Source organism: Pseudoxanthomonas sp. (assembly GCF_027498035.1).
In the GTDB taxonomy this organism is placed as follows: Bacteria; Pseudomonadota; Gammaproteobacteria; order Xanthomonadales; family Xanthomonadaceae; genus Pseudoxanthomonas_A.
This window is the reverse complement of sequence record NZ_CP114978.1, coordinates 2,294,236-2,306,591: the sequence shown is the minus strand read 5'-3', so window position 1 is coordinate 2,306,591 and position 12,356 is coordinate 2,294,236. Positions and strand designations below refer to the sequence as shown.

Here is a 12,356-nt window from a genome sequence, read left to right as displayed (position 1 = left end):
TCATGAACTTGCCATCAGGGCAGGTATAGTCCACCGCGCATGGCGGGCACACGGGCCGGCCACGAATCGCGGAGAGCGGACATGGGTCTTGTACAGGCAGTGGTGGGATCGGTGGGTGGCGTGCTGGCCGACCAGTGGAAGGATTTCTACACTATCCCCGAGGGCCTGCCGTCGACGGCGGCGCTGTTCGCGGCGGTGCCGCAGGGCACCAACGCCGGGCGCGGTTCGAACACCAAGGGTTCGTCGAACATCATCACCAACGGCTCCAAGATCGTCGTGCCCGAAGGCTACGGCCTGCTGTTGTTCCAGGACGGCAAGATCACCGGCTTCGCGGCCGAGGCCGGTGGCTATGAATGGCGCTCGGACGACCTCAATTCCACCTCGATCTATGCTGGCGATGGGCTGCTTGCCTCGCTGGTCAAGGCGAGCTGGGAGCGCTTCAAGTTCGGTGGCCAGCCGGGCGCGCAGCAGGCGGCATATTTCGTCTCGCTGAAGGAGTTGCCGGACAACCGTTTCGGCACCCAGTCGGAAATCTACTGGGACGACGGTTTCCTCAATACCCAGGTTGGCGCGGTCACGCGCGGCTCGTACACGCTGAAGATCCTCGACCCGATCCTGTTCGTGAAGAACTTCGTGCCGGCCGCTTACCTGCAGCCGGGCCAGGTATTCGACTTCACCGACCTGGACAACGCCGCGGCCAGCCAGCTGTTCAACGAAGTGGTGGGTTCGCTCGCGCCGGCCTTCAGCCTGTACAGCAACGATCCCGGCAAGGGCAACCGAATCACCAAGCTGCAGCAGGATTCGCTCGGCTTTGCCAAGAGCCTGTCCGATGCGGTGGAAGCCGGTTACCAGTGGAAGTCCGACCGCGGCCTGGCCATCGTCAAGACGGCCATCGTGTCGATCGAATACGACGCCAACACCCGCGAGCTGCTCAAGACCGTGCAGCGCGCCGATGCGCTGTCCGGTTCGCGCGGCAACTCCAACCTGCAGGCCAGCGTGGCCCAGGGCATGCAATCGGCCGGCGAACACGGTGGCGCGGCGGGGCTGGTCGGCTTGGGGATGGCATCGGGCATGGCCGGCGGCATCGGCAGCCTGCAGCAGCCGGCCACCCCGGCCGCGCCCGCGGCTGACGATCCGGTGGCCAAGCTGAAGAAGGCCAAGGAGATGCTGGACCTGGGCCTGATCACGCAGGGCGACTACGACGCGCTCAAGGCCAAGGCGCTGGGCCTGTAAAGGGCGGACTGCGCACCATGTCGAATACGCAGGGTCCACCCCCGCTGCCACCACCGCCGGTTCCGGCCAGCCCCGGCCCCGGCTCGCCGCAGGACGTTCCGCCGTTGCCGGGCGAGCTGGGCGTCGATCCCACCACGCTGCCCGGGCCGATCCGCGACGAACTGCTGGCGCCCGATCCACAGGCCATCGACACCGCCAGCGACGAACTCAAGGACGGCCTCAACCGTTGTCCGAAGTGCGGTTCAACCGACATCCGCCAGCGTGCCGGTACCGACCTGCTGATCTGCCTGTATTGCCGCCACGAATGGCGTGGCGAACGTGTGGAGGAGGCGTTCGGCTTCGGCGAGGGCATCGACCAGCTCAGCGGCACGGTCATCGCTTCTGGTGCGCGCGATATCGCGGCCGATGCTGCCAGCCTGATGACGTTCAAGTGCACTGGCTGCGGTGCCGAAGTGACGGTCAACACCGACCACGCGATGACGGCACGCTGCCACTGGTGCCGGCATGTGTTCGGCGTCAACGAGCAGATTCCCAACGGCGCGGTGCCAGATGCGGTGCTGCCGTTCCACATCAAGCAGGACGATGCGGTGGCGCGCATTCGCCAGTTCGTCGACAAGCGACGGCTGTTCGCATTGAAGGCCTTCAAGGAACAGTTCACGCCGGAGAACGTGGTCGGCGTCTACCTGCCCTACATGATCGTCGACGGCAACGTGAGCGCGGACGTTGCTGGCCACGGCGAGGTCGAGACGCGTCGGTATACCCGCGGCAATGACAAGAACAAGCAGACCTACTACGACGCCGACGTGTACCGCATCGACCGGCACGTGGACTTTACCGTCGACGACCTGCCGATTGAGTCGTCCGCCACGCGTGGCAACCTGGATACAGGCACCAACACCAACAACATCATCAACGCCATCCTGCCGTTCGACACCAAGAACGCGGTGAAGTGGAACGCGTCCTACCTGTCCGGCTTCACCTCGGAGAAGCGTGACCGTGACGTGGAGCAACTGCGCCCGCGCCTGGAAGACCAGCTGCTGTCGATCGCACGCGCGCAGGTGCATGCGTCGGTGGCCCGCTTCGATCGCGGCGTGCGCTGGGAGCAGGAGCGCCTGGCCGTGCACGGCACGCGCTGGGTGGCGATGTACCTGCCGGTGTGGCTGTATTCCTACCACCAGCCCGGCCGCAACGGCGGCATGCTGCACTACATCGCGGTCAATGGCCGCACCGGAGAGACGATGGGCAGCGTGCCGATCCAGCAGTGGAAGCTGCTCAGCGTGGCGTTGACCGTGGGCACGTTCCTGGAAGGCGCTGCCCTCTGGTTCCTGGCGCACGCATCATGAGCGACGACGGTGGACTCTGGCTGCTCGCAATCGGCCCTACCGGCGCCGCGGCGCTGTACTGGGCGCTGTACCGCTTCTACCGCAACACCGACAAGTCGCATGCGTTCGAGCGCGAAACAGCGGTGGACGCCAAGCCGGTGACTGGCTCGAACGACAAGGTCGACAAGATCACCGGCACCCGGCAGACACGCATCGATGGCGACAACGTCGCTGCGTATCGCAAGCGGGTACAGCGCGTGGAGTAGAAAACCGGGGTCAGAAAACCGGGGTCAGAGTGCCCTTTCCCTTTCTTTGGAAAGTGGAAAGGGCACTCTGACCCCGGTTTTGTTTGACCCCGGTTTTGTTTGTTTCAAACGTGGACTTCACTCGAGTCGGCGCCACACTGAAATGGGGATGCTCCCATCCGCCCTGGGCGGTACCTGGTAACGCAGCTCCGCGCCGTCGAGCGTGTATTGACGCCGCTGGACCGTGCTTTCCCAGTTGGGGAACGACGCGCCTTCGATCGAGAAAACCAGCAGGCCGGCATGCTCGTCGAGCGTCAGCGTGCCGTAATGGGTGCTGCTGCCCATCACCGCGGAACTGAAGGCGTCGGGGCTGCCATCGACCTTGCTGTCACTGGCAAAGCGCAGGCGTTCGGACTTGAAGATCTGCAACGAATAGCGACCCTGCGCGTCAACCATGAGCCTGCCTTTGGGGTGTTCCCCGTAATCGCGCACCGTCGCGCCATCGGCCAGGCGTTTGTCGGCGGCGACCAGGGTCCAGGTGCCCTGTAGCGGGAACACGGGCGTGGGCACCTGCGCATCACGTGCCGCGAGCCCGGCTAGCATCGCGACGAGCGCGCCAGTGATTGGATGCATTGTGGAACTCCTCGTGGCTTGGGGGATGGCGCGATCCTATGCCGCTTGAACGATTAGAAAAACGTGTCTACAACGCTATCTGTCATTTCAGAATCGAATCCATGCAGATGAAAGCGATGGACGTGGACGCGGTCAGGGCGTTCCTGCTGGCCGCAGACCTGAAGAGCTTCACCCGCGCCGCCGACGTGCTGGGTACCACCCAGTCGGCGATCAGCCTCAAGCTGCGGCGCCTGGAGGACCAGCTTGGCCGTCGCCTGCTGGAACGCACGCCGCGCCACGTGCGTTTGTCTGCCGAGGGACAGGCCTTCCAGGAGGTTGCGCGCGATCTGGTCTTGTCCCATGACCGCGCCGTGGCGGCCTTCGAGGTTGAACAGCGCCGGCTGGCGATCGGCATCAACCAGCAGCTGGTCGGCAGCGAACTCCCGTTCCTGCTGCGACGGCTGCGCGATCACGACCCGGGCTTGCGGGTCGAGGTGCGCATCGCCGGCACCAGGGAGCTCCTGCAAAGCCAGGAACAAGGCGAACTCGATGCCGCGCTGGTGTTGCGTTCGGACGAGCGCGGCAAGCGTGGCAGGGTGGTATTCGCCGAGCCCTTTGCGTGGTTCGCCGCGGCAGGCTGGGAGTGGCGTGCCGGGCAGCCACTGCCGTTGGCCACGCAGGGCGAGTCGTGCAGCATCCGTGCCGAGGCGGTCCGCGCGCTGGATCGGGCTGGCATCGCATGGCACGAGGTTTTTGTCGGCAAGGGCGCCGCGATCCTGGGCGCCGCTGCTGTCGCCGGGCTTGCGGTCGCAGTGATGGCGCGGCGTGCGGCGCCGCTGGCGGCGGTCGATGTCGGCACGCGCCTGTCGCTGCCGTCGATCCGTTCGCAGGAGGTGATGCTCTACAGCAACCTGCGCGATCGGCGCACGCGCGAGGCGCTGCGTGTCCTCACGCTGGCCTTCCAATAAAGCCAGCGTGGCGGAGATCGGGATCCGCGTTGCCGAGGCAGCACGACGGCATCGCCATCGTTCGGCGCACTAGAAACGCGTGCCTGCCGGCAGGTAACGCCATTGGCCGGCGTCGATCTTCCCCATCGGAATGCTGCCGATCCGCAGGCGTCGCAGGCTGACAACTTCCAGTCCAACCTCGCGACACATGGACTGCAGCTGACCTGGCTGCACGTGCTTGATCGCAAAGCGCAGGCGCTCTTCGTTCTGCCAGCTGACCTTGCACGGCGGCAACATGCGCTGCTGGTAGATCAAGCCGTTCGCAAGCCGGGCCATGCCATAAGGCACCAGTTCGCCGCTGACTTCGACCACGAATTCCTGTTCGATCGAATTGGCATCGTCGGTGAGCCGGCGGATCACGCGGCCGTCCTGGCTCAGCACCAGCAGGCCGCTGGCCGCATCTTCCAGCGGCATCAGCGGATTCAGGCGGCGCAGGTGACGCTTCAACAGGCGGATGCCGGTCATGTCGGTCGCGCTGCGCGTGTCCGGTGTCACCAGCGCGATGGCTGCTTCTACGCTCAGGCCCGCTGGCTTGTGCAGCAGCAGCGTGGCTGGCTCGATCTCGCCCAGCTGTGCATCGGAAGCCAGCGCCACCTGTTCGGGCGTCACCAGCGCCTGTGGCTCCTCGGTGACCGTGCCGTCCACGCTGACCCAGCCACCTTCGATGTATTGCTGGGCCTCGTTGCGCGAGCAACTGGCCAGCGCGGCGACGCATTTGTCCAGGCGGATGGGGTCGGGCATCGGAACACTCGGAATCGGAATGGAATTGAACAAAGAACGAGGATAAAACCGAGGTCAAAACCGGGGTCAGAGTGCAGTTTTTTAGAAACTGCACTCTGACCCCGGTTTTTTGGTTTGCTCACCAATCGGTGGGCGCGTAGTCCTTCAGGAACTGTCCCCAGACGTGTTCGCCGGTGTTGAAGCCGTGGATGATCGGGTCGACGATGCGGGCGGCACCGTCGACGATGTCCAGCGGTGGGTGGAAGCGCTCTTCCAGCACTTTCTTGGCAGCGATCTCTGCCGGATCCTCGTCGGTCACCCAGCCGGTGTCGACACTGTTCATGTGGATGCCGTCGTTCTGGTAATCGGCCGCCGAGGTGCGCGTCATCATGTTCAGCGCGGCCTTGGCCATGTTGGTGTGCGGGTGTCGGGTGGTCTTGAAGTTGCGGTAGAACTGCCCTTCCATCGCCGACACGTTGACGATGTGCTTATCGCGCTCGGGCGTGGCCAGCATCAGTGGCTTCAACCGCGCGTTGATGATGAAGGGCGCGATGGCGTTGACCAGCTGGGTCTCCAGCAGCTCCACCGACGGCACTTCGGCCATCAGCAGGCGCCAGGAATTGCGCCCGCGCAGATCGACCTGCTGCAGGTCCTGGTCCAGCCGGCCTTCGGGGAACAGGTGTTGCTGGCCGAGCAGTTCATCGGCCAGCAGCGGCACCTGCGACAGCTCGGCGGCGCGGTGCAGGCCGTCTGCGCTGCTGAAGCTGTTGCCCTGCGCGGCCGGCAACGTGCCTTGCGCGGTGGCGGTCAGTAGTTCGGGGCTGCGCAGGCCTTCGTAATCGCCGATCAGCTTGCGGATGGTGTCGGGCAGCTCATGCAGCGCGGCGGTCTCGCCGGCCATCATGTGCGCGTAGAACTGCGGCGGGCGGCGCACGGTCTGGCAGGCGTTGTTGATGATGAAGTCCAGGCGCGTGCGCGTGGCCAGAAGCTCGCTGCAGAAGGCTTCAACGCTGGGTGTATGGCGCAGGTCCAGGCCGTAGACCTGCAGGCGGTGGCCCCATTCGCCGAAGTCGGGTTCTTCCGCATAACGTGCGGCCGAATCACGCGGGAAGCGCGTGGTGACGATCAGTTCGGCGCCGGCACGCAGCAGCTTCAGGCCAGCCTGGTAGCCGATCTTGACCCGGCCGCCGGTCAGCAGTGCCACGCGGCCGCGCAGGTCGGCGGTCTCGGTGCGCTTGATGAAGTTCAACTCGGCGCAGGCCGGGCACATCTGGTCGTAGAAATGATGCAGCTGGGTGAACTTCTGCTTGCACACATAGCAGTGGCGCAGTTCGGGTGAATGCGTGGGTGCTTCCACCACGGCAGCGCCTTCGCCATTGCTGGCGTCGTGCAGGCCAGCGGCGTGCGGCGGGAAATAATTCGGCGTGCTGAACACCGGCTTGCGGCGCAGGGTGCGGATGCCGGTCTGTTCCAGCAGCGCCTCGGCCTTGCGGACCTTTTCCTGGTGGCGCTGCTTGGCCTGCTGCTTGAGCATCACCCGCCGCGCCTTGGGTTCGGGGTGATAGACCTTGGCCACCACCTGGTGCAGGCGCACGCGGTCTTCCTCGGGCAGCGCGTCGAGCACGCTGCGGTCGGCTTCGATCGCCTCCAGCAGGTCCAGCGCTACGCGCAGGCGCTCGGTCAGGGGCTGGTTGTCGTCGGCGGCGAGGGGCGGGGCAGTGGTGTTCAAGACAGATCCGGGAGAAGCGCTAACCGCCGAGGCGGGCAGGCAAGGGAAAGAAGGCGGTGGAAGGAGGGGCGATGACCGCGGCGGCGCAGGATCATGCATGGGTGGCCGAGGTCTACCGGCCGGCGGCCATTTTCACCGATTCCGGGGTGCTGGCGCCAACTGGAGCTGGTGGAGGGAAACCTGAACGCGCCTGGGGCGGGCCGCCCAGGTTGCGCTGTCCCGGCCTGCGGTCAGGTGCCTGAGCGCGGTGGGAAAGCGGCAGCAATCTCCGCGACGGGGCGCCGCAGGATGGTTTCGTTGATCGTCAGGGGGAGGCGGCCCGACCTGACGTTCGCAATCACGATGTCGTGTGCCCGCAGCCGCTCGGCGAGTCCGTCGGCGAGCCGTGGGCCGAGCTGCAGAAACGCGATGTTGCTGCCATCGGGCACGCGCTCCACCGTGATGCCGTCGATCTTGGACAGCGCCGCCAGCAATTGCTCGCCGGCTTCGCGCGCGCGTGCGAAGCGTTCGCCGAATCCGTCCAGCTGCTCCAGGGCCGGCAGTGCGGCCACCCATCCATGGAACAGCGTGCCGCCCAGGACATGCCGCATCTCGCGCGCCTTCTCCATCATGTCCTTGCCGCCGGCCAGCACTGCGCCGAACGGTGCGCCAAGGTACTTGTACAGGGAGACATAGACGGTATCGAAGGGCTTGCAGTAGCGGGCGGCCTCGAAGCCCGCGCTGCCATGCATGAGCAGCAGGCGCGCGCCATCCAGGTGCAGGCCCGCGCCTTGACGTTTTACCAGTGCGGAGATCCTTTCGACCTGTTCAAGCGGAAGCGTCCGTCCATCCAGCCGCCGGATCGGGCTTTCCAGCGACACCGCGCCCACGGTGGTCGGATAGGGGGATTCGGACGCCATGGAGAACGCGGCCTGGAGCTGCTGCTCCAGGTCCGGGCCAGCAGTCTCCAGTGGCACCGGGTTGATCCCGCTCAGGGTGGATGCCGCGTCGCCTTCGTCCTGGTAGACGTGGCTCTCGCGCTGTACCAGCAATCGCCTCCGGTCGCCGCACAGCAGGCGGATGGCGATCTGGTTGGCCATGGTGCCGGTCGGCATGAAGACCGCGCTTTCCTTGCCCAGCAATCTGGAGAATTCGAGTTCCAGCGCCGCAACGGCGCCTTCGGCCAGGTAGAAATCGTTCATCCCTGACCTGGTTTCCAGCATGCGCAACAACTGCGCCGGAGCGTCGGTCATCTTTCTCGGCACGTTGTCGCCGGTGAGGGCCACCAGCTGGTCCACGGGTGGGTTGCCGGATTCATCACCCGTGGCGGCGCCCGCCGAAAGAGGGGAGGCGCCGCCCGCGACCAGGGATGCACCCACTGAAGCAAGCTGCATGAAGCGGCGTCGGCTGACCATAGTTCTGCTTCCCGGGAAAGGTTGGGTTTGAAGCAGCGTCGCGCTTCAGTGCACCGCGATGCAGTGCAATTGGTCATGGTAACGGGGGCGCCCGGGCATGCGCCGTCGTGGCATTGGGCGTTAGCATTGCGGCGATGAATCCACTCGACCGCCCTGTGTGGGCCAGCCTCAGCACGGCGCACGCGCCGCTCTCCGAAGGCGATGCCCTGGCGCGACGCTACGCGCCCGACATCAACCGCTTCGCTGCCGCATGCGACGACGGCGCCGCCGCACAGGCGGCATTGGCTGCGCTGGTGCAGCCGTCGGAACAGGTCTACCTGTTGCAGGTGGCCGACATCGTGGTGCCTTCCGGTCTGACGGCGGTCAAGCTGGCCGAAGGCGTGCAGCTGGTCGCACGCGCGCCCGTGGCGCCGCCCGCTGCAGGCGGGTACGTCGTCGTTCCACTGGGCGATGCCGATGCGGCCGAGATGCTGGCATTGGCCACGTTGACCGAACCTGGGCCGTTCCTGTCGCGCACCCATCGCATGGGCAGCTTCGTCGGCATCCGCGTCGATGGCCGGCTGGCGGCAATGGCGGGTGAGCGCTTCCGCTTCCCTGGCCATACCGAAGTCAGTGGGGTCTGCACGCATCCCGATTTCCGCGGACATGGTTTCGCAAAGCAGCTGTCCCGCCACGTTGCCGCCGGGATCGCCGCGCGCGGCGAAACCGCCTTCCTGCATGCCTGGAAACACAACACCGGTGCCATTGCCCTGTACGAAGCGTTGGGCTTCGCCTGGCGCACCGATGTCAGGGTTGCGGTCCTGGAGCATCACCCACGCGCCTGAAAAAACGGCAGGACAGCAGCTTTTCACGGCGCAGCCGCTCGAAGGGGGGCGCACAGGGATGTGTGCCAAAAAAGGCGGCCCGGGCGGCCGCCTGTTGCCGGGCGCGCAGGGTGGGCCGCTTACGTGCCGCCGAAGCCTCGGCTCGACTGTGCCGCGCTGATCACCGCTTCGGTGCCGAAGTGCGTGTGCCGCGTCCCCAGCAGCAGGTCGCCGTGCGGCGGTGCGATGTCGCCGTAGTCGACTTCGTAGGTCGTCACCGGTTCGGGCGTGGGCTGACGCTGCCTCCAGAGCTTGTAGGCCACGACGGCGGCCGCGCCCAGGGCCACCATTCGCAAAAATCTCATCGCGCGCTCCTGACGCTGGATCGGCCCCCAGAATGACGTTTCCGCGGTTATGCAGGCGTGACCAGGACGTCAGTGCCTGCCGTGCGGTTACTTCAGCTGGCCGACGCGCTCCAGCACAGGCGAGGCCGACATGTCGTTGGGATTGGTGCCGGGTTTGTCCTGCGGCACGTCCATGCCCTTGCTGCGGTAGAAATCGATCCAGTACCTGGGCATCTCGCCGGTCTGCGTGTTCTTGAAGTTCATCGGTTGCAACGCGAAGACGTGATGCGCGCGGAAGGCGCGTTCGATGAAGTCCGAGCAGTAATAGCTGTCCTCGGCCTGCACGTAGGTGAAGTTGTACGGCTTGCCCAGCATGCCGCGCGCCCGGGTGATGGCCTCGGGGATGGCGCTGCGTTGGCCGCGCTTGAGGCGATACACGAACACCTGGCGCTGTTTGGCGCCTGCATCGCCCAGGAACGCGGCCAGCGTCTGCTGGCGCGAGCCCTTTTCATCGGCATGCAGCACGATCTGCCCGTGCGCGTCGTGGGCCACCAGCGCGACGTGGTCGTAACTGATCTTGCCTCGCTTGCCCGTGGCGTCGTTGATCGCACCGCTCAGGCCGGTGCTGGCGGCAGTGACGAACAGCAGGTCGCCGTCCTGTACGTGCGGGGTCCTGGCCGCGGCGGGCAGGGTCGGGGCGATCAGCAGGGAGAGCAACAGCAGCAGGATTCGCATGCGGCGTCGATGGCGAGGTGTGGGGATTGCCATTATCACCATGATCCGCGGCGCGGGCCCGGCCGGTATGGCACGCGTGCTACCACATCACCACGTTGCCACCCTGCTGCTTGGCGCGATACAGCGCCTGGTCCACGCGCTGCAGCAGGCTGGTGTAGGTGTCATCGTGCTGGATCAGGGTGGCGCCGATCGACGCGCTGATCTGCTGCACGGGCGCGACGGTCAGTTCGGTGATCGCGCCGCGCAGGCGCTCGGCGAGGAGCTTCAGGCCGGCGTGATCGATGCCGGGCAGGGCGATCAGGAATTCCTCGCCGCCCCAGCGGGCCAGGCATTCGTCCTTGCGCACCAGCTCCTGGCAGCGCTGGGCCACGCGCTGCAGCACCGCATCCCCGACCGGATGGCCATGGGTGTCGTTGATGGCCTTGAAGCGGTCCATGTCGAACATGATCACGCCACCGGGCCTGTTGCCGGCCAGCATGTCCTGCAACACCTGCTCACCGAAGCGCCGGTTGTACAGGCGGGTCAGCGGGTCATGGTTGACCATGATTTCCATGCGTGCCTGTTCCGACACCAGGTGCTGGATCCTGCCGGTCAGCCCGCGCTGCACTGGCAGCAGCACCGCGATCAGGATGAACACCGGGCCATAGGCCATCAGCAGGTCGGCACCACGCGGGGTATGCATCTCTTGCGGGTGGCTGAGCAGATAGAGCAATACCGGCAATGCGACCAGCAACCAGCACAGCAGGACCGCGATGAAGGCTGGCCGGGGCGGCAGGTAGATCATCACCATCACCATCAGTGCCAGGAACAGCGCGGTCACCGGTGGATAGATGTCGATCAGCAGCAGGTTGGGTGTCACTGCTGCCTGCCAGGTGAAGAACCACGCAGGCGCGGCCAGTGCCACCAGCGCGGTCAGCAACGCGGTACGCATGATGCCGGCCACCCAGGGCGGGCGCCGGATCAGCGTGGCCAGCAGGCCCAGGAAGATGCTGCACGCCACCGGTGGGATCACCAGGTCCATCGGCTGGCGAACTGGGCTGAGCCATGGGATCAAGGTCGCGATGCCAGAGGCCAGGACCGTCAGCGACAATGCGATCAGGCTTGCGCTGTGGATGAAGCGCTCACGGGACGCGGGCGGTGGCATCGTGGAGATGGCCTTCGAAACAAGTGCGGAATTGTAGCCGAGCGTGGTTTTCCCCTGGCCTCCGCGCTGCGTCAGGCCCGACGTGGCAGGCGGTTGCGCGTCCCAGTCCCTGGGTCAGCCGGGGTAGGGCGCGTTCCCGTGGAGGCTTCCGGGCGCTGATGGCCTGCGACGGTCGCGGCAAGGGGGGGGCCATCGACTTTCCTCGGGACCTGCCACGTTGATCAGCATTCGCCACGCTTCGTGCATCATCGGGTGCGGGCGTCGGCCCGGGTAGCGGCGGGGCTGCGATGCACAACAAGAAGCGGGCAGGTTCTTCGGTGGCGCGCAGCGGTGGTAGCCGCTGGCGGCCGGTCCAGACCTTTGCGGCGCGGCCGCGGTTGAGCATTGCGGCGTTGGTGTTCATGGCGGTCGGGGCAGGGCTGTTGGCGGCGGGTGTCTCGCTGCCCACGGCACTGTTGCTTGGATTCGACTCGGGGGCGTTCGTGTTCCTGGCCGGCATCTGCACCCTGTTCAACGCGGCTGGCCCCGACCAGATGCGCGAGGTGGCCGAGCGCCAGGACGCTGGACGGTGGGGCATCCTGTGGAGCGCGATCGGGCTGACGGCGATCATCATGCTGGCATTGGGCACCGAGCTGGTCGCGGGCAAGTCCGGCGGCGTGGCATCCATTGTCATCGCCGGGAGCAGCATCGTGCTGTCCTGGCTTTTCATGAATGTCATGTTCGCGCTGCACTACGCCCATGGCTTTTACGGTGACTACGGGCAGGAGCACCGTGGATTGGAATTCCCCGGTAAGGAAGAGCCGGATTACTGGGATTTTGCCTATTTCTCCATCGTGATCGGCATGACCTTCCAGGTCTCCGATGTGCAGATCACCAGTCGCTACCTGCGCCGCATCGCGCTGATGCATAGCGTGATCGCATTCTTCTTCAACATGTTCATCATCGCCGTCACGGTGAACATCCTGGCGGGGCAGGCCTGAGTTCAAGCGCGGCCAATCCTGCGTCTGGGATGGTGTGGATGCGACCTCCACCGCCAATCTGGATGTGGCCCTGGTGAGGGGTTTGTAT

General features: G+C 65.7%; 13 protein-coding genes. 6 read left to right on the top strand and 7 right to left on the bottom strand.

The annotated features are described in order from the left end of the window. Positions 1-81 precede the first annotated feature (81 nt). The 3 genes from O8I58_RS09980 to O8I58_RS09970 are packed head-to-tail and all read left to right on the top strand — an operon-like array spanning position 82 to position 2,821. Positions 82-1,233 carry an SPFH domain-containing protein gene (locus O8I58_RS09980; protein WP_298315162.1) on the top strand — a complete coding sequence of 384 codons (1,152 nt, stop codon included), beginning with the start codon at positions 82-84 and terminating at the stop codon, positions 1,231-1,233. Positions 1,234-1,250: 17 nt separating this feature from the next. After that, positions 1,251-2,576 carry a TFIIB-type zinc ribbon-containing protein gene (locus O8I58_RS09975; RefSeq protein WP_298315159.1) on the top strand — a complete coding sequence of 442 codons (1,326 nt, stop codon included), beginning with the start codon at positions 1,251-1,253 and terminating at the stop codon, positions 2,574-2,576. Beyond that, entirely contained in the window at positions 2,573-2,821 is a 249-nt protein-coding gene (locus tag O8I58_RS09970) for a hypothetical protein (RefSeq protein ID WP_298315155.1), read from the top strand. The genes O8I58_RS09975 and O8I58_RS09970 overlap by 4 nt, the downstream gene beginning before the upstream one ends. 117 nt (positions 2,822-2,938) lie before the next feature. Here the strand turns inward: O8I58_RS09970 and O8I58_RS09965 are convergent, their stop codons facing one another. After that, positions 2,939-3,433, bottom strand: coding sequence for a lipocalin-like domain-containing protein (locus O8I58_RS09965; RefSeq protein ID WP_298315153.1), 495 nt, complete (start codon positions 3,431-3,433; stop codon positions 2,939-2,941). A 38-nt stretch (positions 3,434-3,471) separates the two neighbouring features. Here O8I58_RS09965 and O8I58_RS09960 point away from each other — a divergent pair, with 38 nt between their 5' ends. Then, positions 3,472-4,380, top strand: coding sequence for a LysR family transcriptional regulator (locus tag O8I58_RS09960; RefSeq protein WP_298315150.1), 909 nt, complete (start codon positions 3,472-3,474; stop codon positions 4,378-4,380). A 69-nt stretch (positions 4,381-4,449) separates the two neighbouring features. Here the strand turns inward: O8I58_RS09960 and O8I58_RS09955 are convergent, their stop codons facing one another. The 3 genes from O8I58_RS09955 to O8I58_RS09945 form a co-directional block, all read right to left on the bottom strand. Further along, positions 4,450-5,160, bottom strand: coding sequence for an rRNA pseudouridine synthase (locus tag O8I58_RS09955; RefSeq protein ID WP_298315147.1), 711 nt, complete (start codon positions 5,158-5,160; stop codon positions 4,450-4,452). A 118-nt stretch (positions 5,161-5,278) separates the two neighbouring features. Then, positions 5,279-6,868, bottom strand: coding sequence for an SDR family NAD(P)-dependent oxidoreductase (locus O8I58_RS09950; RefSeq protein WP_298315144.1), 1,590 nt, complete (start codon positions 6,866-6,868; stop codon positions 5,279-5,281). Between the two features lie 230 nt (positions 6,869-7,098). Further along, positions 7,099-8,262, bottom strand: coding sequence for a threonine aldolase family protein (locus O8I58_RS09945; RefSeq protein WP_298315141.1), 1,164 nt, complete (start codon positions 8,260-8,262; stop codon positions 7,099-7,101). A 134-nt stretch (positions 8,263-8,396) separates the two neighbouring features. Here O8I58_RS09945 and O8I58_RS09940 point away from each other — a divergent pair, with 134 nt between their 5' ends. Further along, positions 8,397-9,086, top strand: a complete 690-nt coding sequence (locus tag O8I58_RS09940; RefSeq protein ID WP_298315138.1) for a GNAT family N-acetyltransferase — start codon at positions 8,397-8,399, stop codon at positions 9,084-9,086. A gap of 119 nt (positions 9,087-9,205) precedes the next feature. Here the strand turns inward: O8I58_RS09940 and O8I58_RS09935 are convergent, their stop codons facing one another. From O8I58_RS09935 to O8I58_RS09925, 3 genes are all read right to left on the bottom strand, one after another. Continuing rightward, positions 9,206-9,430, bottom strand: a complete 225-nt coding sequence (locus O8I58_RS09935) for a hypothetical protein (RefSeq protein WP_298315135.1) — start codon at positions 9,428-9,430, stop codon at positions 9,206-9,208. Between the two features lie 87 nt (positions 9,431-9,517). After that, positions 9,518-10,144 carry a YiiX/YebB-like N1pC/P60 family cysteine hydrolase gene (locus tag O8I58_RS09930; RefSeq protein ID WP_298315131.1) on the bottom strand — a complete coding sequence of 209 codons (627 nt, stop codon included), beginning with the start codon at positions 10,142-10,144 and terminating at the stop codon, positions 9,518-9,520. 79 nt (positions 10,145-10,223) lie between these two features. Next, the gene (locus tag O8I58_RS09925) at positions 10,224-11,288 is read right to left on the bottom strand and encodes a GGDEF domain-containing protein (RefSeq protein WP_298315129.1); all 1,065 of its coding nucleotides are present in this window, start codon (positions 11,286-11,288) and stop codon (positions 10,224-10,226) included. Positions 11,289-11,575: 287 nt separating this feature from the next. On the opposite strand from O8I58_RS09925, the gene O8I58_RS09920 reads away from it, so the two are divergent. Then, positions 11,576-12,268, top strand: a complete 693-nt coding sequence (locus O8I58_RS09920; protein WP_298315126.1) for a DUF1345 domain-containing protein — start codon at positions 11,576-11,578, stop codon at positions 12,266-12,268. Positions 12,269-12,356: the final 88 nt, after the last annotated feature.

Bases quoted from the DNA above. Each gene is read 5' to 3' on its own strand.
- O8I58_RS09960 (WP_298315150.1), top strand. From the start codon at position 3,472: ATGCCGCTTGAACGATTAGAAAAACGTGTCTACAACGCTATCTGTCAT.
- O8I58_RS09935 (WP_298315135.1), bottom strand. From the start codon at position 9,430: ATGAGATTTTTGCGAATGGTGGCCCTGGGCGCGGCCGCCGTCGTGGCC.
- O8I58_RS09955 (WP_298315147.1), bottom strand. From the start codon at position 5,160: ATGCCCGACCCCATCCGCCTGGACAAATGCGTCGCCGCGCTGGCCAGT.
- O8I58_RS09965 (WP_298315153.1), bottom strand. From the start codon at position 3,433: ATGCATCCAATCACTGGCGCGCTCGTCGCGATGCTAGCCGGGCTCGCG.
- O8I58_RS09945 (WP_298315141.1), bottom strand. From the start codon at position 8,262: ATGGTCAGCCGACGCCGCTTCATGCAGCTTGCTTCAGTGGGTGCATCC.
- O8I58_RS09970 (WP_298315155.1), top strand. From the start codon at position 2,573: ATGAGCGACGACGGTGGACTCTGGCTGCTCGCAATCGGCCCTACCGGC.
- O8I58_RS09980 (WP_298315162.1), top strand. From the start codon at position 82: ATGGGTCTTGTACAGGCAGTGGTGGGATCGGTGGGTGGCGTGCTGGCC.
- O8I58_RS09930 (WP_298315131.1), bottom strand. From the start codon at position 10,144: ATGCGAATCCTGCTGCTGTTGCTCTCCCTGCTGATCGCCCCGACCCTG.
- O8I58_RS09940 (WP_298315138.1), top strand. From the start codon at position 8,397: ATGAATCCACTCGACCGCCCTGTGTGGGCCAGCCTCAGCACGGCGCAC.
- O8I58_RS09975 (WP_298315159.1), top strand. From the start codon at position 1,251: ATGTCGAATACGCAGGGTCCACCCCCGCTGCCACCACCGCCGGTTCCG.
- O8I58_RS09920 (WP_298315126.1), top strand. From the start codon at position 11,576: ATGCACAACAAGAAGCGGGCAGGTTCTTCGGTGGCGCGCAGCGGTGGT.
- O8I58_RS09925 (WP_298315129.1), bottom strand. From the start codon at position 11,288: ATGCCACCGCCCGCGTCCCGTGAGCGCTTCATCCACAGCGCAAGCCTG.